Raw genomic sequence first — 26,566 nt, forward strand, 5'->3', positions numbered from 1 at the left:
ACGGTGGTGTCGCAGGAGTGGCTGGCGGAGAAGCTGGAAATGAAGTCGGCGGCGAATGTGAGCCAGCAGTTGCGGCGGCTTGACGGGAAGACGGCGATCAAGAAAGTGCCCGAGGAGATGAAGCGCTTTCTGGAGGAAGCCGATGCCAAGAGCCCGTGAACGCTGCCGTGTTGTCAAGCAGTTGCACACTGCCCCGGTTCGGACCCCGTTTCCCGAGGCATACGCGGAGGTTTGATCTTCGCTCAACTTTTCCAGCACGAATACGGCGGGAACGCCGCGCCAAGCCAGATCATGAATCCGCAACGCTGGGTCGATGGACCATGCGTGCGAAGCCTTTATCCGGGGCATTCCTGCCCCGCCTTGCCACCTGGGGCCAGGAATGGCCCCATTACTTCAGCTTCTCGATCGGGATCACCGCCATCTCGGCGCTGTTGTGATTGCCGCCTCGGCCGCCGTTATTGGAGAAGCCGATGTAGAGCCTGCCCTCATGCTCGGTGGCGCAGGGATAGCTCAGGGAGGCCTTCGGGTTCGACTCGCCGGGGCCGCTGTGCTCGGCGTGGCGGATGACGAAGACTTTGCTGAAGACCTCTTTGCCCGGCTCGCTGAGGGCGATGGTGAGCGGGAAGCGTTTGCCGCCATTGTTGGCAGCGTTTGTGCAGACGAGGTAGCGGCGGCCCTTGCTCAGCAATCCGGCGGCGGGTTTGCTGGTGGTCATGTGGAGGTTGCTTTCGGCCATCGTGGTCCAGGTGCGGCCATAGTCGGTGCTCTTCGAGATCAAGGCCAGCGCCTTGCCGCCGTAGCGGGCGATGTTGAGCACGTTCGCCCCATCGACGATGATGCTCGACTCGCCCCACAGGCGGATGCCTTCATGCACGGGGATGCTGACGAAGTCCCACTCCGTGAAATCATCACCGTGACTGATCGCCACTGCGGCAGGGAAGACGCCGGTGTTCGAGTAAGGCCCCGCGCTGATGCCGGGCATGATCCAGTTGCCATCGCGCATCTTCACCGGCTGGTTCAGCGCCCAGAAGCCGTTTTCGAGGACGACGCCATGTTTGACCCACTGCCCGCTGGCCTCGTCAAACGAGTAGGCGCGGGTGTGGATGCGCTCCATGTGGTTGTAATACGCGCCGTGGAAGGCCCACAGCTTCCCGCCGTGCGAGAGGAACACGCCGTGACTCACCGCGAGGTTTTCCTCCTCGCCGGCATCGATCACACGCAGCTCGCTCCAGGTTTTGCCGCCGTCGTCGCTCACGCGATACTGGGCTTCCTCGCTGACCGTGTTTTCCGCGCCCTTGTTGTGGCCGATCGACGCATAGAGCCTCCCTTTGTGCCAGCAGAGCCCGACACCATGCAGGAAGGTGTAGCCATCGGCCTCCTTGTCCCATTTTTTGATGACATGAAACTCCACGCCCTCCAGCACCGGCAGGTCTTTGGCCTCTGCGAGCTTCTGCGAGGCATCCCACAGCGGAAAATCGGCCGTCTTCGGCTTCGGCAGCTCATGCGTGGCCGTGACGGGCTGAAACGCAAAGTCGCGCAGCGCTTGCGACTCGATCCGCACCTCATCAAGTGCGCCGAGAAAGGTCTGGCGTGTCCGGCCATCGTCAAAAATGCCGCCGAGCGTGATCGGAGCCTCCGTCGTCGGAATCGGCTGTTTCAGCTTCACCTCGCCCACAGGCTTTCCATTGAGAAATAGCGCTGCTTTACCCGAATCGACCACCAAAGCCGCAAAGTGCCACGAGCCGGCCTTCAGCGGCTCCGCGCACGCAATCGTGCTCCAGCCGTTTTGTTGCAGATATGCCTTCAACTTGCCATCCGGCTCGATCGTGATGCCCCACTGCCGTTCGCCACGCGAGTAGCGGTTTTTGCCGATGAGCATCTGCTGCCCGCCCTCCAGCGCATACGGATTGAACCACAGCGACACGGTGAAAGCGCCGCTGGCGAGCTTCGCGCTGTCTTTGAGCTCGATGAGAGAAGCTCCATCCAACGCCAAACTCGATCCCACGGCTCCCGCGGCCGCTTTGACCACACCACGAGGCATCATCGTGCCGTCCAAAGCATCAAGAGGCCACGTTTCGGCATGGAGGGAAGCGGTGAGAAAAAGAAAGGCGAGGCAACGCATGCTCACAGAACGCGCGGCGGGCCTGTCTCTACGGTTTTTGCGCTGATATGATAACAGCGCTCAAACCCGCTGGCCGATCTCCTTCAGCTTCGCCACGCCCTCGGTCCACGCGACCTCATGCGGCATGCGTTTCGACAGTGCGGCGAGCGCGGCGGTGACACCGGCGGCCTCACCCATCGCGACGGCGTTTCCGGTGACGCGATAGCTCGAGTGCGAGATGAAATCACCGCTGATGCAGCGGCCGGCCATCATGAGGCCATCGACATCCTTGGCGATCAAGGCACGCAGGGGGATGTCGTAAGGCGTGGATTTGATGCCCTTCGTGTGGATCGCGCCCTTCGCCTTGTTGTGCTCGGCGGTGGTGGCGTGGACATCGACTCCGAAGGTGACACGCGCGACGCCATCGTCATAACGCGCCCCTTTGACCAGATCCTCCGTCTTCACCATGTAACGGCCGGCGATGCGGCGGCCGTCGCGCACGCCGATCTGCTCGGCGGTGGCCACGATCTGGATGCCCTCCCATGGCCCGCCGAGGCTGCGCAGGCCGGCGACCATCCTGTGCATGTCCGCACGGGCGCGCACGGTGGCGGCGGTGATCTCCGCCGCGTCCCAGGGCTTCACGCCATATTCATGATTGAACATGGCAAAGCAGAGATTGCCCCGCACATGCCAGAGCGTGGAGCTGGCGTAGGAGGGGATCTGGCCCGTGCCTTTCACGATCTCGTCGCGGATGCGTTTCTTCTTCTCACCGTCGGTGTTTTCACCCGGCTGCGGCGAGCCGAAGCGGATGAACTCGCGCAGCGCCTCGGCATCCTTCACGACGAGCAGAGCGTTCAGCGACAGCGGCTGGCAGGGGCAGGTGTCCACCGCTTCGATGTCCTCCGCGTCGCCGACTTTGAATCCGCAGCCCGCGAGCGCACCGAGATCGCCATCGCCGGTCGTGTCGATGAAAACGGGCGCCTTCCATGCCTGCCGCCCTGATTTCGACTCGGTGATGATCGTGGTGAGCCTGCTGCCTTCCCTGAACGCGGCACAAACCTTCGTGTGAAACTGGAACTTCACGCCTGCTTCCACGCAAAGTTCCTCCAGCAGCAGTTTGAGCGCCTCCGGATCGTAGCAGAAGCGGCTGGAGCTCTTCGAATTCGCCCGCGCATCACGTGCATCGAGTTTCTCGCGCAGTTCTTTGGCGAAGCCGGGCTTGTCGAAGTCGAGGAAGTAGCCGAGCAGCCCCGCCGTCCAGATGCCGCCAAGGCAGCCGCGCCATTCAAACAGGCGCACCTTCGCCCCGGCACGCGCGGCGGTGATCGCAGCGGCGACCCCGGCCGGACCTGCGCCGCAAACGATCACATCGGCGTCATCTGCCAGCGGGATGTCCCGAGCGGGCTCGTGGAAGCCGCTCGCAGCCTCCGCGGCGAGTAGCTGAGCAGGACTGGCGGCACCACCAGCGAGCGCGGCGGTGAGAAAATGGCGGCGGGAGACAGGGGCGCGTTTCATGATCGCAACATCACGACGCGACCGGCCGCTGGCTATCACAAATCGAGCGGCGGCAGGACGGTGATGTCCCTCTCAGGGCTGCATGTGTTGCGTCACCCTGGCCCCGTTGTAGCGTATCATCGGTTTTATCCGTACACCCTCGCCCATGAGACCCTTGTTTTGCACCTTGATCGCCTTCGGAATCGCCTCTCTCGCCGGGGCCGTGCCCGCCGCGCCCACGGCTCCTGAAACCAGCGAGCCGCCACCGCTGCCGAAGGCACCAGAACCCATCGAGCCTGTGCTGCGGCTGCAGATCTTCCTGGACTCGAAACTGTTTGGCCCCGGGAAAGTGGACGGCCGCCCGGGCGAATTCACCACCAAGGCGCTGCAACGCTACCAGGCTGCGAACGGCCTGCCCGCAACCGAGCTGGAAACGCACACCCTGGATCTCTCCACCATCACGGAGCTCTACACGAACTACACGATCCGGGAGGAAGACCTCAAGTTTGTGGGCGATCTGCCGTCCAAACCCTCGCAGCAGAGCAAAAAGAAGTACCTGCCCTACGACTCGCTGCTGGAGTTCCTGACCGAGCGCTTCCACACCTCCCCGGAACTCATCGAGTGGCTGAACCAGCCCGCGAAGATGAGCGCCCTGAAGCCCGGCGATGTCGTGAAGGTGCCTAATGTCGCCGAGCCCTTTCAGATCGAGCTGCTGGAGCCGATTCCCGCGTTGCCTGAGGTGCCGGAATTCAAAGCCACCCGCATGATCAAGATCGACACGAAGGAAAAGCTGCTCGGCGTGCACGAGGGCGACCGGATGCTCGCCAGCGTGCCGATCACGCCCGGCAGCGGTTATCTTGCCACACCTCCCGGCACGTGGAAGATCGTCGGCATCACGCAGATGCCGACCTTCCGCTGGGACGAGGGCGTTTTGAACTACGGCGTGCGCACCAGCACGGCCTACAATCTGCCCATCGGACCGAACAATCCCGTGGGCGTGATGTGGATCGGCCTGAACAAGCCCGGCATCGGTGTCCACGGCACGAACTCACCGCAGACGATCGGCCGCAGTTCCAGCCACGGCTGCATGCGCACGGCGAACTGGGACGTGGTGCGGCTGGTCAAACTGATCACCAAAGGCATGACCGTGATCATCGAGGGGCCGGAGGCCATCCCGCGGCCCGTGGTGAAAAAAACCGAGCCTCCGCCACCGCAGCCTCCTCCTCCTCAGAAGAAGCGCTGGTTCGAGTTCTGGAAGCGCTGAGCCTACGTCTCAGCGCAGCTTTTCTGCCAGCCAGTTCGCAAAGAGATGCGCGTCCCAGATCATCGTGGGCCAGCCGTGCTTCTCGCCCGGCCGCACGGTCAGCAGGACCTCGCGGCCCAGTTTTGCCGCGGCTTCCTTGAATCGCGTCGATTGCTCCAGCGGCACCAGCGTGTCCGCGTCGCCATGCGCGATGAAGACCGGCGGCAGCGACTTCGTGACATGGAAGATCGGCGAAACCTGCCGGCCGATGGTTTTCCACGCCTCCACATCTCCCGCTGTCGGGCCGAACGATTTGCGGAAGCTCTTCGGCGGGCCGCCATCGTGCAGATTTTCCGTCGAGGGGCCGAGATTGATGAGATCGGTCACGGGATAAAACACCGTCGCGGCCTGCACCGCACTGCTCTCGCGGTCCACCGGATCAGCGGCGTTCGGATCGCCCGGGCCGCCACGTGTGGCCAGCATCAGGCTCAAATGTCCGCCAGAACTGCCGCCGAAGACGCCGAGACGGGCCGGATCGATGTCGTAGTCCTTCGCATGATGCCGCACAAACCGCGCCGCGCGGTGCACATCCTCCACGATCTCCTGCACGCTGGCCTCCGGCTGGGACAAATGCGACACCGCGAACAGCGTGTGCCCTTGACGCAAAAACGAAGCCGCCATCCACGCCTGAAACTTCTTCGGGTCCGACTTCCACCGTCCGCTGACCATCACCAGGATGCCGCTCCCGCTCGGATTCGCCGGTTTCACGACGTCCAGGGTCAGCTCATGCCCGTTTCGCGTCGTATAAACGACTCCAGGGGTCACCGTGAATGCCGGATGGAACCACCACCAACCCGCGCCCAGCAGCAGCATCGCCAGCACGATCAGGGCGAGCAGCAGTCGAAGAAACCAGCGAATGAAGCGGCGCATGGATTACGGGCGGGAGATTTTCGACACGATCACTTCCTTCGTCTTTCGATCGATGGAGTAGAGGAGGGATGGAGCACTGCGATCCCACGCGAAGGCCTGACCGTGCGCGGAGATTGGAATCGCCGTCTTCCACGTCCACGCATCGCCTTCCACAGGCAGATCGAGCACATACAGCTCCTGCGCATCATGCCCGGTGATGAAGAGATGCCGGTCAGGGCCGAAGCAGCCACCGGAGCTGCTGTTCTTGCCAAACTTCGCCACCATCTCCGCCGGGAAGCGAATCTCCGCTGAAGGCTTCCAGTTCAAATCAAAGCGCACGACGCGTGTGCGGGCTGGATCGCCCGTTTTCGCGTATTGGGCAAAGCAGGCATACCACCAGCCATCGCGACGATCCACCCAGGTCAGCGAGCCACCCACACTCGTCAGATCGATGCTTTCGAGGTGCTGCATCGTCTGCGCGTCGAAGACCTCCACCGAGCTTTTCATCGGCATTTCCGGGTAATTCGAGTGCGCACACCACAGTTTGCCATCCAGCACGATTCCGGCGTTCAGATGCTTGATGCGGCCCTGCGTCTCCTTCCAGCCACCAACGCGTTCTCCGCTGTCTTTGCGGTATTTGCCGATGGCAGCGTTCGTGATCGCATAAAAGTGCTCCGCATCCACCGCGACACCTTGATGAGCCTCCTCCGCTTTGAAGCGTTTCAGCTCCTCATGCCGCCATTCGCCCTTTTGCCCCGCGAGCATCTTGTTGATGCGCTCCTGCTCCTTTCTCAATGCGCCATCGGGAATCGGCATCGGCGTCAAATTCTCGCTCACGAGCTTCTCCGAGGCCGGAATCGCCCTCCATCGCAGATTTCTGAACCCCACATCGGCTCCATGGTCCTGCAGCGAGAGATTCGCGCCGCGTTTCGCCAAATCACCGCCGCGAATGCGCAGCACTTCCAGCTCGTGAAACCAACGCGGGTCACTGTAGTCGAAGTCGATGACCTTTTCGCCGTTCAGCCAGTGCTGGATGACCGTCCCCTGACAAACGATGCGCCCTTCGTTCCACTCGCCATGCGGCTTCACGACGTCCTTCGTCGGCGCCATGCCAAAGAAGAGCGACGCAGCCGCCTGACGCGGATTTTCGCCGTAAGGGCTGTTGGCGTTGTCGAGCAACTGATACTCATACTGCCCCGGCCGGTAATACACGCCGCTGTTGCAGCCCTGGGCGACCTTCCACTCAAAACGCAGCTCAAAATCAGCCGGCACCTTCGCCTTCTCATACACCAGCGAGCCACCCTTCTTCACCCGGGCGATCTCACTGTTCACGACAGCCCAATTGCCATCGTGCTTCCAGCCATCGAGCGATTTGCCATCAAACAGCGACTCAAAGCCGGGCTCCAGACCTTCAGCGGAGCCGGTGAGAAGCAGCAGACAGGCGGGCAAGCCACGGAAGGTGGCGGAGAAATGGCGGATCATGCGTTTCAAACACGATCCACATCGCGATTCCTTGCGCTCAATCAACGGTCATGAGGTCATGGAAATCAGGTTGCGGGCGGCGGTCACCTCACGCTGATTTTCTTCCGGCCTCGGACACATGCGTGCCTCGCCCCGCCAAGCAAGCAAGCGAGCACGCCCTGCGGCCAGGACGGCACACGGCACTCACGGTCATGAAATCATCCTCACCTCCCGGACACTATCGCTACGGCACGCCACGAAGTCCCGGCGAAGGCTGGCGTGTCGGCGTCACACGCCACCCTCCACGCGGCATCCGGAAGGCCGAGTGGCGTCAACGTGGATACTTCGACCTCTGGCTGCCTCAGCTGGCACCGTCCGCCGCACTGTTGAAAGCCTATTTGGATGAAAAGCTCACCTGGGCAGTCTTTGCGCGGCGCTACCGGGCCGAGATGAGGCAGCCGGACTGCCAGCGCCTGATTGACCTGCTCGGAGCCCTCTCCCACACGTCAATGTTCAGCATCGGCTGCTTCTGCCAGGACGAGTCCCGCTGCCATCGTTCCCTGCTGCTGCCGCTGATCCTGCACAGCCGGGCATCCTTTCCGGCCGCCGAAGCACCACGCTCCTTCGCAAGTCCGCCATGCTACCTGGCTGAGACCGGCCTGCCCGATTGACCGCTTATGCAGCGGGTATCACAGCGCGGCGCGCATCATCTTCAGGGCCGTGGCCTCGGCGGCACCTTGAGCAGGCCGTCAATCACAGACTCCACGTGGCGGTCGTTGCCGGGCTTTTTGAGAAGATGGTGCTGGGTGCCATCGATGTTGGGCCGCCATTTGAAGGCGCAGTCAGGAGCGATGTCCATCGTTCCGGCCGCGGAGAGGTTCCAGCAGTCGCGCAAGCCGCGCACGGCGTAGAGCACGGTGACGAGATCGGCCACATGCCGGGTGCGGCCGGGACCGCCGAGATAGACCTCGTAGGCGCGGCGCACGGGATTTTCCTCCGGCGTGTCGATCAACACGGCGCCGGCTTTCAATCCGCTGGGGATGGAGCACACCTCGCGGCCGGCGAAGTCGATGCGCGTGGGCCAGTGGCGGATGACCTCCACGGCGGCGGCGGCATCGCGGCGGAAGTTCACGTTGTCGAGCTTCAGATCATCCACTGGCGGTCTGCCCATGAAGTTCCCGCCCATGCAGACGCAGCGCTTCACCTTCGCGCGGATGAGGTCCAGGCCGCTGACGTGGCCGTCGCTCGCAGGCAGTCGCATGAGATTCCGCAGATTCGTGAGGTAGCCGACCGTGACGAGCGTCACGGAGCCATCGGGCTGCTTTTCCAAAACATCGCGATAAACTGTCAGCGCATCGGGCGGCTGGCTGCCGTCTTTGAAGCGATGCACGAACTCCGCCGCGAGACTTTGCGTGAAGCGTGATTTTTCGTTCACACCCGTGCCGCGAACGGTTCCCACGGGCAGATCAGGCCGCTGGTAGTAGCGGTTGATGGCATCGATGGCCGCGCAGGCCGTGGGATTGAGGGAACTGGACACGGTGGCGAGGATTTCGCACTCGCCCTGGTCTGCCAGCACATGCAGCACCGCCAGCGCACCCGCGTCATCGCAATCCGTGGCCATGTCTGTGTCGAAAAAGATCCGCACCGGCTCGCTGCGGGCTTCGATGCTGACGAGGATGAGGCATAGGAGGAGGTGGAGTTTCATTTTCCGAGTTCGGCAGCGAGATTGGCAAGCACGGACTCCATCACGGATCGGTAATCAGTGTCCGTAACAGGACGGTGGAAGACTTGCACGGGCGAATCCGGCGCCGCGCTCTTCACATCGATCTCCAGTGACTTCAGCGGCTCTTTGGTCTTCACACTTGCCGGGACAAATGTGAAGAGGTCAATCTTTGCCCCGGCGAGGCCCAGACGTTCCGCCTCAGCAGGCTGCAGCGCATGAAAATCCGCGATGCCCTTCCGGTAGATGCTTCTCCCCGCCGCGTGCACAAACGGCGCGGTGCACCAGATGAAGCGCCCGCCATCACCCGCGATCCCGCGCGGCGTGGGAATCTTCTGCTGCTCCTTGGCCAGAAACGGAAGGTGCGGCTCCTTGGAGCCGGTGAGGCAGTAGATGAAGTAGTTCTGCACCGGCAGGCTGCCTGCGCGGATGATGCGCTGCTCGTGGATCCAGAAGTTCGTCGAATACGGGCCGCCGGGCGCGCGCTCGGACATCTTCGGCCGTGTGCTGCACCAGTAGAGCGGCACGCCGGTCTCAAACAGCCTGAAGAACGCGACGGGATCGAGCTCCACATTGTAGTCGATCTGCGAGGCCACGCCTTTTTCGACAACGATGCCCGCGTTGCAGTAGATCGCCTTCACCTTCTGCCGAAACAGCTCCGGATCGCGGTTGAACGCGGCGGCAAAATCGCGGCAACTGCCGTTGAGGAACAGCGTGACCTTTTCCTCCGACGCACGCAGTTCACCGAGCATCATATCGATGCTGGCCTGATTCTCCGCCGGCTGCTGCAAACCTTTGTCCGTGGCGCTGGTGAGCTTCGTCGGCAGACCGGGGCCGTATTTCACCTGCCGCCCCGTGATGTGCATGAGCTGCTCCAGCGGCGGCCTGCCGATGCGGTGCCGGAACTCGGCTTTCACCTCCGGCTCCACCTGCCGGCCCAGCCCGTTGTCCAGCACCACGCAGCGGACGTCAAACTCCCTCATCGCAAACAGCACCGCCGTGTCGAAGTGATCATCGGGATCGCTCGGCGGATGGTAAAGATCGGTGGAGTAGATGATGGGCACACGCTTTTCATCGGCATGCATCTCCACCGGCAGCAGGACCGGCAGCAGAAGTGCCGAAGCGCGAAAAAGAAGTCTCAGCATCATGGGAACCCATCCACAAACGCCGCCTGGACGGCCGTGTATCCGCACCCTGTGAGCGACTTTCCAGCACCCTGTTTGGCGGACGCATACCGGAGCCGCGCTTGTGCCCTGATGCGTGGCGCCCATACTCCCGTCATCATGCCCGACCAGCCACGCCACTATTTCAAAGAGCTGCGTTTGCAGCAGTTTCGCAGCATCGTGGCGCTCGCGCGGCGTGGCACGTTCAGCGGTGCCGCCGCGGCGCTGAAGCTCACGCGCGCCTCCGTCTGGCAGCAGGTTCGCGGCCTGGAGCAGGAGATGGCCTGCACGCTGGTGCGCACCGTCGGCCAGCGCGTGGAGCTCACCGCCGCCGGGAAAAAGCTGGTGTAACTGGCCTCGCCTCTCGTCGCGGGGTTCGATTCGGTGAAGGACGCGGTGCTGGCCAGCCTGCGCGATGACCTGCCGCAGAGCCTCGTCATCGCCACGGCGCCGAGTTTTCTCGTGCATGAGCTGCGCCGTCCGATCGCCAGCATCCATGCGCGGCATCCGCGGCTCTATCTCCGGTTTTTGGAGCGGAACTCCCCGGCGGCCGTCGAGCTGGTGGAGCAGGGCGGCGCGGATCTCGCCATCGCCGCGCGGCTGCCCGGCACACCCGTGCGCAAGGCGCTCGAATACACGCCCTTCACCCGTTACCCCTTCACCTTCATCTGCCCGGAGCGCCATCCTCTCGCCACGGTGAAAAAACTCACGCTCAAGCACTTCACCCGGCATCCTCTCATCCTGCCTGGCACCGGAGCCTACTGCCGGCAGCATTTTGACGCGGTGATGTCGCAGGCCGGTCTGCTGGAGAAGACAGGCATCGTCATCGAATCGAACTTCCCGTTTCTGCTGTTTGAATACGTCCGCATGGGCATGGGCCTCGCCCTCACCCCACTGCCGGCCAGCCCCGATCCCACCCCGCACCACGCCGGCGTCGTCTTGCGGAATGTCAGCCACCTCTTCGGCGATGAGGAAATCTGCCACGTCCGCCGCAAAGGTGAGTTCGAACTGCCCTGCGCGGCCGAGTTTCGAGCGATGGTGACCGCTCCAAGGCGCTAAGCCCTCCGCAACGCACGCTCCACCTGCCTGCGGAAGCCTTGCAGCCGCAAGGAGCCGTCGGGCATGACATCGAGCACGGCGTAACCGTTGTTTCCAGCACCGCTGCCTTCGACCATCGCGACCAAAGTCGTGTAATGGATGCCCGCGATCTGCTGATAGTCGTTTTTGTGCGAGTGACCTTGGAAGACGGCGAGCACCTTGCCGGACTTTTCGAGCAGCGAGCGCACTTCAGCGGCGTTTTGCACGGCGTGGGCTTTGTCGGCATCCAGGCGCTGATGCGCGAGCACGATGACGGGACCGCTGGCCTTGCTGAGCTGGCTTTCGAGCCAAGAGAGTTCGTCCTTCGGCACGTTCGCGTCCTTCCAGTCGAAGTTTTTGCGTGAATACGGCGTGCCATCCCTGCGGAAGCAGGAGTCGAGGATGACAAAGGTCACACCACCGGCCTCGAAGCTCTCAAAGCTGCCGCTGGCCTTCGTATTGGCGGCAAACTCCTCCTTCGTCAGCGTGCCGACACAGTGATTCCCCAAAACGTAGTGCCTGGGCATCGAAAGGCGTGCGAAGTGCGATTCCATCGTCCGCAGCCACTCGATCTCTCGGTCAATAGAGTCAGCTTGGTCAATGAAGTCACCCAGTTCGACCACCAAAGCCGGTTTTTCACGATTCATGACCTCCACGGCCTCATCCAGCTTCGCCAGCGCCTCGCGGTAAAAGCGCGTTTTGGTCGGCGGTTTGTCCGCGTAGTGCAGATCAGTCATCAAACCCACGCGCAGCAGCGGTTTGGCCTCCGCATCGGCTGCTTTGAGCCCGCTGAAGCCAGCGAGGCAAAGGGTGCTGTTTTGGAGAAAGGCGCGGCGGGAGGTCATCACGGATACAAATCGGGCGTCTGCTTGGTTTCTTCCGAGAGTTTCCACCTGAGGTGTGATCCTATGACCCAGACGCGGCGAAGCGTGTCCCTGCCCCGGCTCGCCGCTGGGGAGGCAAGCCAGTCTCACAGCCGCACGGTACTTTGAGCGCACAAGGTGATACTTTGCTCCCCGATCATGCCCCGGCATGACGAAAGCCAGCGGCGATGGCGTAGTGGTCTCCAACGCGCATGAACAAACTCGAAGTGATCGAAATGACCGCGCTGCGCATTGCCTGCGACGGCGGACTCCCGAACGGAACCTCGGACCATTTGAACCATATCATCAAGGAACTGGTTGCTGTGCTGCGCACGCACCAGGAGGAGCTCGACACCCTGCACAAGCGCATCGACCGCGAGTGCCAGGACGGCGCGGGTGCTTGAACCGATCCAAAGCGCCGCAGGCGGATGTTGGGAAGGTGTGGACGCTGTCTGCCGCCGCACGGGCAGGGCTTGACAAAAATGTGAAACGGCGACGCCATGGCGGCGCATGCTGACCGTGACCTACCGAATTCTCGCCTGGCTGTGCGCCGTAGTGGCGTTGGCTGACACGTTGCTCGTTGCCTGGGATGGCTGGCACAGGCCGCTGGGACCGTGGACGCGACTCCTCACCTTCATTGTGGCGTCTTTTTTTGGCTGGATCGCGCTGATGTCTGTCGGCATCGAACGCAACCTGGGCAAGCTCCGCCCTTTCCTGGTCACGGACCCGGAGAAAACGCCGGAGTGGCGGCGCCCCTGGAACCGGCTCCATCTGTTTCTGATCGGAGGAATGCTGTTTGTGCTGATGGTGATGCTGGCCGGTCTGTCCGCGATTCTGTCGCGGGCGCAGGAGGGGCTGCCGCTGTTCGGCTGAGGCCAGTCAGGATGCGGTCTGACTTTCTGGCCCGGTGTGGAAGGCTTTCTTGATCCGGCTGCCGCAGGCGTTAAACTCGGCGCATTCCGTTTTCTGCTCTTTGAGATCTTCAGGCCGCCTCAGGGCGGCAACCCTTTCCTGCGGTGCTCGTTATCGTGCCTTGTGGCCCGGCCCGTTTCTATATATGCGGGGGCTGCGCGCTGGAGTGACATGTCATGCCTTCACTGGAAGACAGTGCTCCTTCAACGCGGGTTCCCACCTGGTCTCATGGGATTCGTGAGCCTTTGGTTGCGGACGGCACAGGCGGGTTTGAAAGCGTCCCGGCTCCGCCCGGGGCGCTTTCTCTTTTTCAGGGGGCGGCGATGGATTCATCGCCGCTCATTCCCCCTCTCAAGCCTTGGGCTTGACGCCCTGCGTCATGGGAAGCGGCTTGGGATCCCGGTCATTTACCGGTTCGGCAGGGCGGATGATGACGCCGACGGGCATGGAGGCCTTCTCCATGTTCAGAAGCTGGCTGACGGTGACGAATTGATACCCTTTGGCCAGGAGCTGGTCGAACATCGCGGGCATCGCCTGGATGGTGGGCGGATGGATGTCATGCGCCAGCATGATGGCTCCCGGATGAGCGCCATTGACGAGCCGGCTGGTCACTGCGGCGACGCCCGGACGACGCCAGTCCTGCGGATCGACCGACCACATGATGGTGGAGTAGCCGAACTCACTGAACATCAGGTCCTTGATGCGAGAATTGATCGCTCCATAAGGCGGGCGGACGAGGTGCGGCCGCACACCGGCCACCTCATGCACGGCGTCCTCGGACTTTTTCAGCTCGCTGCGGATCTGGGCGTCGGAACGGCTGGTGAGGCTGCAATGCGTCCAGGTGTGGTTTCCGATTTCATGCCCCTCGGCGATGATGCGGCGCACGATGTCGGGATACATCTTCACCTGCTGGCCGATGAGGAAGAAGGTGCACTTGATGTTCCGCTCCTTCAGCAGATCGAGCAGCTTCGGCGTCAGGGAGGGATGCGGACCGTCGTCGAAGGTCATCGCCACGGTTTTCTGGGAGATCTTGGCTGAGGAATACGAGGTGCGTGCGCCGGCTGGCGGCACGGTGGGCATGGAGGAGGGGTTGTTCAGCCGCTTCACCAGCGGATTCTCCTGCTCGTTGGCCGGCAACGCCTTGCGGGCCTGTTCGACACTGGCGAGCTTGTCGGCTTCCGGAGCTTTCTGCGTCGTGCAACCGGAGTTCGTTGCCAACATGATGCCAAACCAAATGCTGAAGTACATGCGGGGGGAATTCACAGGGCTGCGAGAGTAACGGGTGAAATTCATTCGCGAAAGCCGGAATTTCTGAAATTCAAACAACCATCAGAGGGCGAGAATCGCCCACGCCGCCGCCGCATCGAGCCCGCGCCACCCCCCCGCCTTCAGATCAGCCGGCAAGGCCAGGGAACCGATGCTTTCGCGGTGCAGACGCGTGACGCGGTTGTTCACGCGATGGAACATGCGCTTCACCTGATGATAGCGCCCTTCATGCAAGGTCAGGCGCGCCTGACGCTCTCCCAAAATGACCAGTTCAGCGGGCAGGGTGGTGATGTCCTCCGTGTGGAAGTAGAACCCGCGGGCAAAGGCCGCCACCGCGTCCAGAGCGATCGGCTCCAGCGTCTCCACGAGGTAAACCTTCGGCACCTTGTGCTCCGCAGCCATGAGGCGCTTTGACCAGCGGCCGTCATTCGTGAGCAGCACCAGCCCGGAGGTGCTCCGGTCGAGACGTCCGGCGATGTGCAGGGTGTGTTTGTCCTGGTCGTCGATCAAATCGATGACGGTGGGGTGAGTGGCATCCTTGGTGGCGCTGAGGATGCCTTCCGGCTTGTGCATCATCAGATACAAGGCGCGTTCCGGCTGTTGGATCACCGCGCCATCCAATGCCACGCAGGTGAACCGGTCGATGGGATGATGGCTGTCGGTCACCACGGTGCCTTCCACACGCACACGACCGGAGGCGATGGCGAGATGCGCCGATTGACGGCCCATGGCCTCGTGCCGGGCGATGAGGCGGTCGAGTTTCATGCCTCCGGCGGCAGATCAAATCTCGCCAAAATGCTTTTCCCGCACCTGCACAATGGCGTCGAGCATCGTCTCGGCCTCATGACGGAGCTTGGCGTCGAGGCTGGAGGCAGTGCGGTTGTAGCGGCGGAACAGCAGCTTCAACTGCGCCCGGATCTCTTCCTTCGGCATCTTTCCGGTGATGCCACAAAGCTCCTCCGGCGTCTTGGGCGAGGGAGGGGGCTTGGCAGCGGCCACGGGCGCGCCCTTGTTCACCTTGTCGAGCAGGCTTCCCGGCTTTGCGGCGGGCGCAGGCGCGGCGGCGGGCTTGCTGCCACCGAGGGATTTGGAGAGTGTTTTGAGAATCTTGAACATGACGCGGCTCCTTCGATTGGGTGACGGTTTTACTCGATGCGCATGGCGCGAAGATGCTGGCTGCGGCGCTTCAATTCCTCATCCGAAAGCACGCCGGCCCCCTTGTAGGTCACGGCGACTTCCTTGCTGCGGCCGGACTGCTTGTCCACGACGAGGGCACGCACACGCTGGTTCTCGTCGTAACTGAAGGTCACCGCCACCTCGCAGCCCTTCGGCCGGTTCGGCGGCACATCCAGCGTGATGCGGCCGATGACATCGACGAACTTCGCGTCCTCGTCCTCGCCCTGCGTGATGTCCACCTCGATGACACGCTCGTTGTCCTCGGAGGTCTGGTACACCTGCGTTTTCGAGCACGGAATGACCGAGTTCTTCGGGATGACGATGGAGTTCATCAGCTTCTCCTCCTTGGTCTTCGCGTTGTAAACCATCGCCAGCGTGCCGTAGCTGGCATTGCACACTTCCTGGATGCGGGCCGACTTCTTGGCAAACAAGGCCGCGCCCAGCGCCACGCACTCGTCCACGTTGCCGCAGGACTTCGGCGTCTTGCCGAACATCTTCTCCAGGATGCTCTTCACTTTCGGGATGCGGGTGGAACCACCCACCAGCACGACGTGATCGATGTCGGAGGGCTTCAGCTTGGCGGAATCCAGCGCCTGCTCCACGAGGAAGACGGTGCGGGTCAGCATGTTGCGGACAAGCTTTTCAAAACCATCGCGCGTGAGGTCGATGCGGGCGATGCCGCTGTTCTGATCGTTGGCGACGGTGTCGTTCACACGCTGGAGCTTCGACAGCATCTTCTTCGCGTCTTCGGTGGCCTGCAGCACGCGGCGGCGGTGCCGTTCGTCACTGTAAAGCACCGCCCCGGTCTGCTTGCGGTATTGGTCGGCATAAGCTTCCAGGAGCAGGTCGTCGAAGTTGCTGCCGCCGAGGTGGCGGGCACCTTCGGAGGTGAGGATACGGATGCTTTCACCTTCCACATCGAGAATCGTCGTGTCGAGGGTGCCGCCGCCGAGGTCATAGACGAGGATGCGTCCCTTCACGCCCTGGGAGTGCGCGTAGTAAACCGCGGCAGCCGTCGGCTCGTTCACCAGTCGCTTGACCTTCATGCCGGCCATTTCAGCGGCGGCGATGGTGCTTTTGCGGGCCAGTTCGTTGAAATTGGCCGGCACGGTGATGACCACCTCGGTGATGTCACCGCAGATCTTCGAGCAGTCGCGCTTCAGCTTCGACAGGATCAGCGCGGAGATTTCCGCCGGGGTCCACTTCTTGCCGTCGATCTCGATCAGATGCTCCGGATCATCCATGTGACGCTTGATCTGGAAGATCGTGCGGTCCGGCTCGCCACCGTCACGCGCGGCGCTGCCCACCAGCTTCACATCCTCATGCGAATCGAAGAACACGACGGACGGTGTGAGCCGCTCACCGTCGGCATTCGGCACGATTTCAGGATTGCCATCAGGTTTGAGGTAAGCCAGCCCGGAGAGGGTGGTTCCGAGGTCGATTCCAACGTATTCAGCCATAAACAAAGGTGATTGGGATATAAAAGATCAGTTCTCCGGGGGGGCTATTGGCTGGAGGTGCGCACCTCCACCTTGCGCAGGATAATCTCGTGCCCTTCCCCACGCGAGAAGATAAAACCGGAACGGCAGCTTTCCGTGACGCGCGGCTTCAGCTTGCCCGGCAGCGAGTCCACCACGGCGATGCGTTTCCGCAGTTCGAGGTCCACCTCGGTTCCCGCCGGCACGCTGAACTCCTGCACGCCATGTTGATGCAGGATGTCCTCAAACGAGGCCCGCAGCGTCTGCAGCTGCTGCGGCACGTCGCTGCCGTTCGCTCCGGCATAGCGCGCCGCCAGCGCGTCGATGAGGTCGATGCGTTTGATGATGTCGTTGGCGAACATGACGACCGTGCTCTCCTCCGTCGGCAGCCCGCGGCGCATGATCTCGTGCTTCTCCTCCAGCTCCTGAAGCTGGCCACGCAGGCGTTTTTCGATCTCCTGCCAGTGCTTGAGCTGGGCCTCCGCCTGCGCGAATTCCTGCTTCCGCGCCTCCAGCCGCGCCAGTTCCTCCTTCGTTTCGTCGATCTGGCCGAGCGCCCGCTGCTGCACGGCCCCGAGGTCGGTGATGCGTTTCTCCAGCTCCGCGATGCGCTTCTTCTGCTCCACCTCGTAGTTCTGCAGAGTGGCGGCCTGCTTCTGAATTTCCGCGCTGAACTTCTGGAACTCCGCGTCCGCCGCCTCGCGATCCTTCCGGATCTGTTCCGCCCGTGCCGATTCGCGGTTCAGGGCCTCCTGCGCGGCATTGAGCTTCACTTGAACGGCCAGTTCCTCCTCCGAGGTCCGGCGCAGGGATTTGTTGATCTCCGCCTGGCGGGCCTCCAGCCCGGCCACCGCCTGGCCGAGGCCGAGGATCTGCCCCCCGACCTTGAGGTAATCCCCCAGCTCGGTCTTCCGTGCGTCGATCTTCGTGTGCAGTTCCTTGAGGGACATGTCAGCGCCCTGCAGGTCTCCTTGCAGCGCCTCGATCGCCTTGCCGAGCCGCTCCTCCTCGGACTTCAGGTGCTGGACGCGGTCAAGACGCTGCCGCAGGTCGTCCTCGATGGTGGCGTTCTCCTTTTTCGCCGCCTCGGTCTTGGTTCTGGCCTCCTTGACCTGCTTGTCCAGCTCGGCGAGCTGGGCTTCGGCGGCACGGGACTGTTCTTGAGCCGCTTTGAGACGTGCGGCTTCCTTGTCCACGTCCGCCTGCGCCTTCATCACACGTTCCTCGCGCACTTTGTGAGCCTCTTCGAGCTGGGTGATCTGCTGCTGCAGTTCCGTCAGCTTCTTGTTCTGCGCGTCGGTGGTGACATTCAGCCGAGTCACAAACTGGGACGCCTCCTCGCGTTCCTTCGTCACACTGACCAGCATCGCCTGGATGCCCGCCAGTTCGGTGGTGAGGGCTGGAATCTGCTTCCTCAGCGTCTTTTCCTCCGTGCGCACCTTCTCGGCGATGGCGTCGGCCTCGATGCGCTTCTTTTCCGCATCCTGGAGCGCAGCCACGGCCTTGTCGGTCCGTTTTTCGGCGTCACCGGCCCTGGCCTCGGCGGCTTTGACAGCTTTGTTCAGGTCCGCCAGCTGGGCGTTCTCGGCCTTGATGGACGTTTCCAGGGCGGCGAGTTCCTTTTTGAGCTTGTCCTGGCTGCGAGCGAGCTCTGCCAGCGCCTTGTCCTCCGCCTGCCGCTGTGCCTCGGCCTCCTTGAACGCCTTGGTGGTCGCGGCCAGCCTTGCATCCACATCAGCCAGTTCCTCGAGGCGTTTTTCAGCGGTGGCAATGCGGTCCTGGATGCCTTTGAGGCGTGTTTCGGCGGCATTCGCCTCGGCGAGCTTCGTTTTGGTCTCAGCTTCGAGGTTATTGCGCTTGTCGCTGAGGATCTTGTCGAGATTGACCGACTCGATGCGCAACGCCTCAACCTCCGACTTCGTCTTCTGATGCGCCGCACGGGACTCCTTCAGTTCCGCAGCCGCAGCATCGCGATCCCGGGTCAGAGCGGCCAGTTCAGCCTTCAAATTGTCCGCCTCGGCGCGGGTTTGGGTCACGCTGGCCCGCAAATCGGGCAGCACCGCCTCGAGTTCGCCACGTTCCTTCGTCAGACGCTGATTTTCGGCGGCCAGCTTGTCGCGTTCCTGGGTGGCCGTGGCCACCGCGCTGGTGACTTCCGCGTGCTGCTTGTTGGCTGCGGCCAGTTCCTTGACCCGGTCTTCCAAACCGGCGGTCTGCTGCGTCAATTCCGCCACACGTGCCTCGGCGGCGGCGGCTTCCTTCTGCCGTTCGGCGATGCGATCCTGCAGATTCTGATGATCGGACTCGGCGGCGGAAAGATTCTGCTGCGTGGTGGCATGCGTCGCCGTCAGGGTGGCGATCACAGCCTCCAGGCCGCTGATCTTCTCCGCCAGCGTGAGTTGCTGCTGCGAGCTCTTCTCCGCGGCGGCGGCAGCGGCGGCAGCTTCCTTTTTCCGCTCGGTCGCGGCAGTGGTGGACTGGTCGAGATCGGTCTTCGCGGCGGCGAGCTGCTCGCTGAGCTTCTTGTGGTCCGCCTGCAAAGTTTTGAACTGCTGGTCGGCGGCAGCGGCGAGTTCTTCGAGGTTCTTGGTGCGCTGTTCGGCGGCGGCGATCTTCGATTCGCGGTCTTTGAGCTCCTGCTCGGCCTGACGGAGCTGCTCACGCGCCGCTCCCATTGCCCGGGAAAGCTCTGCCTGCTGCTCCTCGATGGTTTTGACCTCCAACTCCGCCGCTTCACGGCGCTGGTTGAGCGTCTGCGTGAGCAGGGTCTGCGCCCGGCCATGTTCGGTCGCTGCCAGCAGCTCGCGGGTGCGCTCGTCACGCTCCTTCACCAAAGTGGCGACTGCGGCGACGACCTCCGCCTTGTGCGATTCGACGGCCTTGAGCGCCTCCGTTGAGTCGTGGAGACGGGAATCGGTGGAGGCGAGGTCTTCGAGCTTGTTGTTGAGATCGGCGACCCTGCCGTCGAGTTCCTTCACCTGCGCCTCGACCTCGGCGGCACGCGTCTCGCGTTGCGAGATCTGCGCATGAAGGTCGGCGAGGCGTTTTTCCGCCACCTGACGGTCCTCCTCGTCATGACGTCGGGCATCACGGGCCTGTTTGTCGATCTCGGCCAGCTTTGCCTGCGCTTGTTTCTGCTGTTCGGCCGCCGTGGCCTCGGCCTCGGCTTTGCGGGCGTTGATCTCGGCGGTTTCCTGCTCCGCAGCCAGTTTTTGCTGCTCCAGAGCCGCAAGCTGGCCGCGAATCGCGGTCATGCGCTCCTCCGCAGCGGCGGCTTCCGCCTCATGCGACTGCTGGCGGCCCATGAGCGCGGCAATGGCGGCATCCAGCATGCCGCGCTGGTTTTCCATCTGCCCGAGCGTCTGGGTGACGGCCTTGAGGCGGTCCTCATTGCCACGCAATTCGGTGACACGGGCGGCGACGGCTTTTTCCTCGCCACCGAGCTGTGCGATCTGCGATTGGGCGTCCCGCACCTGCTCCTGGGCCTTGGCGAGGGTGGCGTTGACGGCCTCGATCTCGTTCTCTTTCCCGGCTTTGTCCGCGTCGAGCTTCGTCAGATCGGCACGACGGGCATCAAGCAGTTTGTCGAGGTCTTGCAGCTCGGTGCTGCGCTTCGAACGCAGTTCGGTCTCCGACTTCTGCGCATCAGCCTGGGCGGCGGCGAGACGTGCGATCTCCGATTCCGCATCCGCGATCTGTTTTTGCAGCGCGGCCAGTTTCTGGCTGGTCGTCTTTTCGTCGTCGGTGAGCTTGGCGACGGCGGCCTCGCGCGATTTGAACTGCTCGGAGCTCTTGGCGAGCGAATCCTGCTGCGCGGCCAGTTCTCCCTGCGTTTTGAGCAGCTCCGCCTGCGTCTTTGAGAGGTCGCTGCGGCGGGCGTCGAGCTGTTTGTCGAGGTCCTGCAGCTCGGCGCTGCGTTTGGAAAGCTGCTCCGCCTCCGACTTCTGCGCGTCCGCCTGGCTTTGACTGAGTTCCTTGAGCTTCGCCTCGCCTGCGGAGATCTGACTGTGCAGAGCGGCCAGCTTTTCAGCCGCGGCGGTGACTTCGGCGGCGGACTTGGCGGCAGCAGCTTCCTTGGACTTCGCCTCCTCGCTCGTTTTGGCCAGCGATGCGGTGATCTCATCAAGCGCGGCCCGTTTTGCCGCCACATCGGCCTCCAGCTTCTGCAATTCGGCGCTGCGCTGGGATTTCAGCTCGGACTCGGACTGCTGTGCGGAGGCGAGGAGCTGGTTGATCGCGGCCAGTTTGCCTTGGGCGGCGGTTTCATCCGCGAGGAGCTTGGAAATCGAGGTCTCGCGGGCTTTGCGCTGCTGCTCAGCCTCAGCGTGCAGGGTTTGCAGGCCTTTTTGGGCGGTGGCGAGGTCGGCCTCCGCCTTGGCGACCTGCGCCAGGGTGGATTCGAGCTTATTTTCAGCGTTGCTGACATCGCGCCGCTTGGCATCCAGCTTGCCGGCCTCCGTTTTGGCGTTGGCCAGCTCAGCCCGGGCGTTTTGCACCTGGCTGCGGAGCTGTTCGAGTTCCGTTTTGAAGGTGGTGAGCTCGGTTTGCGCCTGCGTCAGCTCCTTGCGGCGGGCCTCCAGGGTGGTTTCGAGCGATTGCAGCTCATTCCGCTGCTTGTGACCGCCATCGGCCGCTACCACGGCGGTCGGTGCCGGGACAGACGACGGCGGAGGCGGCGCTTTGCGGATGAGAGACACGGGCGGCGTGACGGCGGGGGCCTTCGCGGTGTCGGCCGGTGCCCGTTGCACGACCGGCTTGGTGGTCTCGATCTTGCCGGTCTCGGGTGTGGCCTTCGGGAGGTCCTTGTCGCGTGTCGGGATGCTTTCTGTGTCGCCTTTTTTGCCGTCTTCGCGGGTGGGCAGGCCTTTCGGCGTGGATACCGCCTTTGAGCCGCCGTCCGCAGCCAGGCCCTTCGGTGCACGCTCCCGGAACCGGCTTTCCAACTGGCCGAACATGATGCGGTCGCCGCCCTTCACACGCGCACGCTCGACGCGCCGGCCGTTGACGAAGGTGCCGTTCGAGGACTTCAGATCGACGATCTCGTAGCCGCCGTCGGCCTGGCGCAGGAACTCGGCGTGGTGGCCGGAGATGAAGGTGTTGTCGATGACGATGTCGTTCCCGGCGTCCCGTCCGATGGACAGACGCTCTTCGAGGATGTCGAAGACGAACTCATTTCCGTCATTGAGATTGAAGGCCAGATACGGCATGCCGAACGCGCAAAAGTGGCTGGAGAGCCGGAAGAATAAGGGTGGAAAATCAGTGAAGCAAACTTAATGAAATTTGGGCAGGGCGGAATAACCCCGCACCCTTATTGTTTCAAAAACCAGTTCGATTGCATAGCATCATTTAGTATTTCCAAAATATGAGCGCTGAATCCTTCCTCAAGTCATTGAGCCTTCTGGCCTTGGTTTTGACAAGTTTGGGCGGGTGCACGGCCGCACCAGCGGCGGGCAACGCCTCAGCCAGCCGGCTTTCCGCAAACCAGATCGACCGCGTCGGCCGCCGGATCTGGCAGAATGAGTGCGGCGGGACGGTGGCGGGCCTGACGAGCTGGAATGCCGGCGAGGACTTTGCCTCCTTGGGCATCGGGCATTTCATCTGGTATCCGCAGGGCCGGAAAGGGCCGTTTGAGGAGAGCTTTCCGCCGCTGATGGCCTATTTGGGCGCAGGCGGCATCGCGACACCGGCCTGGACGAAGGGCCCATGCCCCTGGCCATCGAAAGCCGCCTTCGACGCGGACAAAAACGGTGCCCGACAGCAGGAACTGCGGGAATTGCTGAGCCGCACGGTGCGGCAGCAGACGGAATTCATCATGGTTAGAATGGAACGGGCGCTGCCGAAGATGCTGGCGCAGTCGAAGAATCCTGAAGGTGTACGGCGGGCCTTCGATGGACTGAAGCAGACACCGGAGGGCACCTTCTGCCTGATCGATTACGTGAACTTCAAAGGTGAGGGCACCAGCGCCAAGGAACGCTACCACGGCCAGGGCTGGGGTTTGCTCCAGGTCCTGGAAGGAATGCCCCAAGCAAAGACCGTGTGGCAACAGCCCATTCAGTTCGCCGAGTCCGCCAAGAACGTCCTGAGCCGCCGGGTGGCGAACTCACCGCCGGAACGTGGCGAGAAGCGTTGGCTGACCGGGTGGCACAGCCGTTGCGAAGGATATAAACGGCCGCTCTGAGAGAGCAGGGAGGCGAACTACTCCTCCTTGCGCTCGATTTTGATCTTTGGCATGCCGCCGGTCATCTTGTCGATGGTGTCGGTGAGAATGTTTCCATTCATCTCCTTCGAGTGGCGGAGCGCCAGACCGACGGCGAACGCGATGACGAACAGACCGATGACGACAATGGATGTCATGCAGCCGCTTTCGGTGGTGTCGGGATAGCCGCTGGCGGTTTTCCCATACGCCCGGCGCACCGGACTGAGCGCCCGGCCGGAAGGAGCGGGCTTCTTCGCGACCGGAGCAGGCGGCTCCTTGTCCACCACAGAGTCCGGAGTCGGAAGATTTTTCGAGAATCGCGGCGTGGGCACCGGCTTTTCTTCGAGAACCTTGGGAGGATCGCCGGCGTAAAACACCGCCTGCACGTCCCCGAATCCGACGCGATCACCGTCCTTGAGCAGCGCTTCCTCGATTTCGGCGCCATTGACGCGGGTGCCGTTGCTGGAATCAAGATCCTGGACGTAGCAGCCGCCTTCTTGCTGTTTGATGACGGCATGGCGGCCGGAGGAGGAAGGACAGGTCAGGACGACATGGCTGTCAGGATGCCGCCCGATGGTCGTGACTTCATTTTCCAAAGTGTGGACGAGCGTGGTGCCGTCCTCCATGTAAAAGACTACTGAGGCCATGAATCAATGATGGAAAAGGGAGGTGAAATCCGTGTGGCAAACCGGGAGCAGCACGAACAGAGCCACAGAAACTTGGGATTTTCCTGATGCAACGCCTATGTTCACGTGTGAGAGTGTTTTCACACGCCTCCACTGTGCCATGCGTTTCCCAGTCACATTCACCGCTCTCCTCGTCGCCGCGCTTCAACTGATCCTGCTGCAGGCGACGTCGCTACGAGCGGCCGACCGCGAAGACGCCGAGGCTGCCGCCCAGGCGCTGGCCTACGATCAGGAAAACGAAGGCTTCAACATCCGTGCGGAGTCGTGGAGCCGCGACCTGCAGCCGAAGCTCGGCAAGGCGACACGCATGCAGCTCTACAAAGGGAATGAGTACTGCTTCTGCGTCGCCGTGCCGAAAAAATCCGGCGTTCACATCACCGGTGCTGTCCTGGACCTGGAAGGCAAGCCTTCAGGTGAAATCCTGCCGGTACTCGACGGCTGGGGCTTCGTGCTGTTCTACAAGCCGAAGAAAACCGGCATGTACATGATTGCCATCCACCAGACGGAAAAAGGCAAACGCAAGGAAGTGCCCGTGGTGATGGTTTCCGGCTACCGCTGAATTCGGGGCAGACAGCTTCGAGCCATCGTGGGTCCCAGGCTTCGACCAACCAGTTCCACCCTGCGCCTTCGTCGTCGTTCCTCGCCATCACAATGCCTGCGGACGGTGACAGCGTGTGGTCTGCTCCCCAATGGTTGAGCCAAGTACCACTGATACCCTCTCCCACCCGTGTGACGAACTCATGCGGAGAGTGATGCTCGATGCGGCCTTTGCCGAGGTCGCTGCCTGCGCCGCGATATCACCGCTTCACGTTTGGCAATATTTTGCCTGACCCCGGTGTTAGCCCAAGTTTCTCACACCCCGGTGCGCTTGAGCGGGTGCGGAGGGGCTGCTAAGCTTTGATTACGAAGGCAAAACGCAGCATCACCGACCTCCATGCACCCAACCCAAGCGACGACAGAGTGTTATCAGCAGACTTTCCCATTTCAAGGGCTTGGAAGCCGCCGGGTGGAGGCTGATTTTTCCGGCGGACACCTCTCCAGCGACGGTGGCTGCCTGCTGCTGCGCGAGATGGACCGCGCCGAGCGCCTCTGCGAACAGCTCGCCGCCTGCTTCACCGACAAACTAAATGCCTAAACTAAATGCCTGGCATCTTTTTTGGTTTTGGCGTTCACGCCGACGAGCTGCTCTTCGAGCGGAAGCGCTTCAGAATCAGGGGATTGGACGGACTTCATGGCGGCGGAAAGTGTGGAAAATACAGCGGCATCAACAACTAAATGCCTGGCATCTTTTTTGGCTGGACATCAGCAACAAGGATACCAGGAACATTGGGTGGGGGCTCCGTTTGGACGGATCATGATCAGGGTGATCCAAGATATAAGCCACGAGTCAGCATCGGCGGCAATTTACCGCAGATTTATGAGTTTGAAGTCGAAGAGGAGTTTTGCGCGAAGTGTGAATTACCTTAGCCGAATGAAAAACAAGTTTTTCTATTTAATGCTCCATGTGAGCTGCCTGCTATTGCTTTCAGCTTGCGAGCCTTCTGCAAGACCAGAATTAACTCAACTTGAGGGGCCGCATAAGCGCGGGCTCGCCGAAAATCCGAAACGTGTTTTGCTTGGAATGCGTCCCATTGGCGAAAAGTGGATCTGCTTTAGAAGCACTGACATTGCTGGCGATGAATGGATCATTGATCCTGTCAAAGACATCTCCGCCGTGAAACGTGTAAGACGTGATTCTGAAGGCGCTGCCATTTCAGAAACTGACGTGTATCACAGTGGACGCCGGTATTTGAATGAAGAAGGAGATGAGTCGGATGAAGTGCTCCGTGTGGAGTGTGATTGGAGAACAGGGGAGATATCCATGGCCTACTTGGGTGATGACCGGGCGCTGGAAAAAGCCATAGAAAGATTGCCGCCGTTTTCCGCTCAAACGCGGACTGCATATCTTGATCTTGCTTCAAGTGTTGCCAAAAAATGGGAAGCAATCAAAGCCACGAAGAACGAACAACCAGAGGAAAGCATGAAGGGGTCAGGGGGCCATTCTAAGAAAAGAGAAAAGAAGAGAAAAGATGCCAGGCATTTAGTTGTTGCAGTTGTCGCCTTGCCGCCCACTTTCCGCTGCCATGAAAGCCGCTCCATCCCTTGATCCTCAACCGCTCCCGCTCGAAGAGCAGCTCGTCGGCGTGAATGCCAAAACCGGCCTCTATCCCGGCGCGCGTTCGTGGTCCGGCGGCTGGCGGCGCATCCTCGGCAGGGGACCGCTGGAGTCCTACTGCTACCACGTCATGTCCCGCACCTGCGGCGGTGATGTGTTCTTTGATGACGTGGAGAAAGACGCGCTGCGTCGTGTCATCTGGCGCATGGCGGAGTTCTGCGGCCTCAAGGTCGTGACCTACTGCCTCATGGGCAATCACTTTCACCTGCTGGCCGAGGTGCCGCATCGCGACACCTGGCTGCAACGCTTCGAGGGGCCGCACGGCGAGGCGAAGTTGCTGGAGCACCTGCGCATCCTCTACAGCAAGACCTACGTGGGCCTGTTGAGCGATGAGCTCAGCGACCTGCGCCAGCGTGGTCTGGAATCCCTGGCGCAGCAGAAGCTGGAGGCGATCAAGAAGCGTTTCTGCGACCTGTCGTTGTTCGTGAAGGAGGTGAAGGAGCGCTTCAGCCGGTGGTTCAACAAACGGCGCGGACGCAAAGGCACGCTGTGGATGGATCGCTTCAAAAGCGTGCTGGTCGAGGGCAAAGGCGAGGCGTTGCGCACGATGGCGGCCTACATCGACCTCAATCCGGTGCGCGCCGGGCTGGTAAAAGATCCGAAGGA

The 26,566-nt window shown here is 62.0% G+C and carries 23 protein-coding genes, 1 other RNA gene and 1 pseudogene; 12 read left to right on the plus strand and 13 right to left on the minus strand.

Going from position 1 to position 26,566, the window contains the following annotated elements:
• Positions 1-388 precede the first annotated feature (388 nt).
• Both IAE77_RS18350 and IAE77_RS18355 read right to left on the minus strand, forming a co-directional pair.
• Positions 389-2,122, minus strand: coding sequence for an exo-alpha-sialidase (locus IAE77_RS18350; RefSeq protein WP_294229596.1), 1,734 nt, complete (start codon positions 2,120-2,122; stop codon positions 389-391).
• A 60-nt stretch (positions 2,123-2,182) separates the two neighbouring features.
• Entirely contained in the window at positions 2,183-3,616 is a 1,434-nt protein-coding gene (locus tag IAE77_RS18355; protein ID WP_294229599.1) for an FAD-dependent oxidoreductase, read from the minus strand.
• A gap of 145 nt (positions 3,617-3,761) precedes the next feature.
• Here IAE77_RS18355 and IAE77_RS18360 point away from each other — a divergent pair, with 145 nt between their 5' ends.
• The gene (locus tag IAE77_RS18360; RefSeq protein WP_294229602.1) at positions 3,762-4,859 is read left to right on the plus strand and encodes a L,D-transpeptidase family protein; all 1,098 of its coding nucleotides are present in this window, start codon (positions 3,762-3,764) and stop codon (positions 4,857-4,859) included.
• A gap of 9 nt (positions 4,860-4,868) precedes the next feature.
• Here the strand turns inward: IAE77_RS18360 and IAE77_RS18365 are convergent, their stop codons facing one another.
• Entirely contained in the window at positions 4,869-5,768 is a 900-nt protein-coding gene (locus tag IAE77_RS18365) for an alpha/beta hydrolase (RefSeq protein WP_294229606.1), read from the minus strand.
• 3 nt (positions 5,769-5,771) lie between these two features.
• Positions 5,772-7,229: a DUF1080 domain-containing protein gene (locus IAE77_RS18370; protein WP_294229609.1), complete on the minus strand. Its 1,458-nt coding sequence runs from the start codon at positions 7,227-7,229 to the stop codon at positions 5,772-5,774.
• Between the two features lie 191 nt (positions 7,230-7,420).
• Here IAE77_RS18370 and IAE77_RS18375 point away from each other — a divergent pair, with 191 nt between their 5' ends.
• Positions 7,421-7,879, plus strand: a complete 459-nt coding sequence (locus tag IAE77_RS18375; protein ID WP_294229612.1) for a DUF488 family protein — start codon at positions 7,421-7,423, stop codon at positions 7,877-7,879.
• 41 nt (positions 7,880-7,920) lie between these two features.
• Here IAE77_RS18375 and IAE77_RS18380 read toward each other — a convergent pair whose 3' ends face one another.
• Both IAE77_RS18380 and IAE77_RS18385 read right to left on the minus strand, forming a co-directional pair.
• Positions 7,921-8,913: a nucleoside hydrolase gene (locus IAE77_RS18380; RefSeq protein WP_294229615.1), complete on the minus strand. Its 993-nt coding sequence runs from the start codon at positions 8,911-8,913 to the stop codon at positions 7,921-7,923.
• Positions 8,910-10,076 carry a hypothetical protein gene (locus tag IAE77_RS18385; protein ID WP_294229618.1) on the minus strand — a complete coding sequence of 389 codons (1,167 nt, stop codon included), beginning with the start codon at positions 10,074-10,076 and terminating at the stop codon, positions 8,910-8,912. The genes IAE77_RS18380 and IAE77_RS18385 overlap by 4 nt, the downstream gene beginning before the upstream one ends.
• A gap of 135 nt (positions 10,077-10,211) precedes the next feature.
• Here IAE77_RS18385 and IAE77_RS18390 point away from each other — a divergent pair, with 135 nt between their 5' ends.
• On the plus strand, positions 10,212-10,442 hold the full coding sequence (locus IAE77_RS18390) for a LysR family transcriptional regulator (RefSeq protein ID WP_294229621.1): 231 nt from the start codon (positions 10,212-10,214) through the stop codon (positions 10,440-10,442).
• Between the two features lie 33 nt (positions 10,443-10,475).
• Positions 10,476-11,150, plus strand: a complete 675-nt coding sequence (locus IAE77_RS18395; RefSeq protein WP_294229624.1) for a LysR family transcriptional regulator substrate-binding protein — start codon at positions 10,476-10,478, stop codon at positions 11,148-11,150.
• Here IAE77_RS18395 and IAE77_RS18400 read toward each other — a convergent pair.
• Complete coding sequence (locus IAE77_RS18400) at positions 11,147-12,013, minus strand: metallophosphoesterase (RefSeq protein WP_294229626.1); 867 nt, start codon at positions 12,011-12,013, stop codon at positions 11,147-11,149. The two genes, IAE77_RS18395 and IAE77_RS18400, sit on opposite strands and share 4 nt — an antisense overlap.
• Positions 12,014-12,243: 230 nt before the next feature.
• Between IAE77_RS18400 and IAE77_RS18405 the strand changes: the two genes are divergently transcribed.
• The 3 genes from IAE77_RS18405 (at position 12,244) to ssrS (ending at position 13,218) form a co-directional block, all read left to right on the plus strand.
• Positions 12,244-12,435, plus strand: coding sequence for a hypothetical protein (locus tag IAE77_RS18405; RefSeq protein WP_294229628.1), 192 nt, complete (start codon positions 12,244-12,246; stop codon positions 12,433-12,435).
• A gap of 106 nt (positions 12,436-12,541) precedes the next feature.
• On the plus strand, positions 12,542-12,904 hold the full coding sequence (locus IAE77_RS18410; protein ID WP_294229631.1) for a hypothetical protein: 363 nt from the start codon (positions 12,542-12,544) through the stop codon (positions 12,902-12,904).
• 132 nt (positions 12,905-13,036) lie between these two features.
• Positions 13,037-13,218: non-coding RNA, 6S RNA (ssrS, locus tag IAE77_RS18415), on the plus strand.
• 76 nt (positions 13,219-13,294) lie between these two features.
• Here the strand turns inward: ssrS and IAE77_RS18420 are convergent.
• The 5 genes from IAE77_RS18420 to grpE all read right to left on the minus strand — a co-directional run bounded on the left by IAE77_RS18420 (position 13,295) and on the right by grpE (position 22,070).
• The gene (locus tag IAE77_RS18420; RefSeq protein ID WP_294229633.1) at positions 13,295-14,191 is read right to left on the minus strand and encodes a polysaccharide deacetylase family protein; all 897 of its coding nucleotides are present in this window, start codon (positions 14,189-14,191) and stop codon (positions 13,295-13,297) included.
• A gap of 81 nt (positions 14,192-14,272) precedes the next feature.
• On the minus strand, positions 14,273-14,974 hold the full coding sequence (locus IAE77_RS18425; RefSeq protein WP_294229634.1) for a 16S rRNA pseudouridine(516) synthase: 702 nt from the start codon (positions 14,972-14,974) through the stop codon (positions 14,273-14,275).
• Between the two features lie 15 nt (positions 14,975-14,989).
• The gene (locus tag IAE77_RS18430) at positions 14,990-15,325 is read right to left on the minus strand and encodes a hypothetical protein (RefSeq protein ID WP_294229636.1); all 336 of its coding nucleotides are present in this window, start codon (positions 15,323-15,325) and stop codon (positions 14,990-14,992) included.
• A gap of 29 nt (positions 15,326-15,354) precedes the next feature.
• The gene (locus tag IAE77_RS18435; RefSeq protein WP_294229639.1) at positions 15,355-16,845 is read right to left on the minus strand and encodes an Hsp70 family protein; all 1,491 of its coding nucleotides are present in this window, start codon (positions 16,843-16,845) and stop codon (positions 15,355-15,357) included.
• Between the two features lie 44 nt (positions 16,846-16,889).
• Positions 16,890-22,070 (minus strand): nucleotide exchange factor GrpE, encoded by a 5,181-nt coding sequence (grpE, locus tag IAE77_RS18440; protein ID WP_294229641.1) that lies wholly within the window; start codon positions 22,068-22,070, stop codon positions 16,890-16,892.
• Between the two features lie 155 nt (positions 22,071-22,225).
• Between grpE and IAE77_RS18445 the strand changes: the two genes are divergently transcribed.
• The gene (locus IAE77_RS18445; protein WP_294229644.1) at positions 22,226-23,041 is read left to right on the plus strand and encodes a hypothetical protein; all 816 of its coding nucleotides are present in this window, start codon (positions 22,226-22,228) and stop codon (positions 23,039-23,041) included.
• A 17-nt stretch (positions 23,042-23,058) separates the two neighbouring features.
• Here IAE77_RS18445 and IAE77_RS18450 read toward each other — a convergent pair whose 3' ends face one another.
• Positions 23,059-23,706: an FHA domain-containing protein gene (locus IAE77_RS18450; protein ID WP_294229647.1), complete on the minus strand. Its 648-nt coding sequence runs from the start codon at positions 23,704-23,706 to the stop codon at positions 23,059-23,061.
• A 139-nt stretch (positions 23,707-23,845) separates the two neighbouring features.
• Between IAE77_RS18450 and IAE77_RS18455 the strand changes: the two genes are divergently transcribed.
• From IAE77_RS18455 to IAE77_RS18470, 4 genes and pseudogenes are all read left to right on the plus strand, one after another.
• Entirely contained in the window at positions 23,846-24,304 is a 459-nt protein-coding gene (locus tag IAE77_RS18455; protein ID WP_294229650.1) for a hypothetical protein, read from the plus strand.
• Positions 24,305-24,679: 375 nt separating this feature from the next.
• Positions 24,680-24,868, plus strand: a pseudogene (locus IAE77_RS18460) (transposase); the annotation flags it as partial.
• Positions 24,869-24,976: 108 nt separating this feature from the next.
• Positions 24,977-25,891: a hypothetical protein gene (locus IAE77_RS18465; protein ID WP_294229652.1), complete on the plus strand. Its 915-nt coding sequence runs from the start codon at positions 24,977-24,979 to the stop codon at positions 25,889-25,891.
• Positions 25,869-26,566 (plus strand): transposase (locus tag IAE77_RS18470; RefSeq protein WP_345780996.1); only part of this gene is annotated, 698 nt, incomplete at its 3' end. The genes IAE77_RS18465 and IAE77_RS18470, both read left to right, overlap by 23 nt.

The organism is Prosthecobacter sp. (assembly GCF_014879935.1).
Lineage (GTDB): Bacteria > Verrucomicrobiota > Verrucomicrobiia > Verrucomicrobiales > Verrucomicrobiaceae > Prosthecobacter.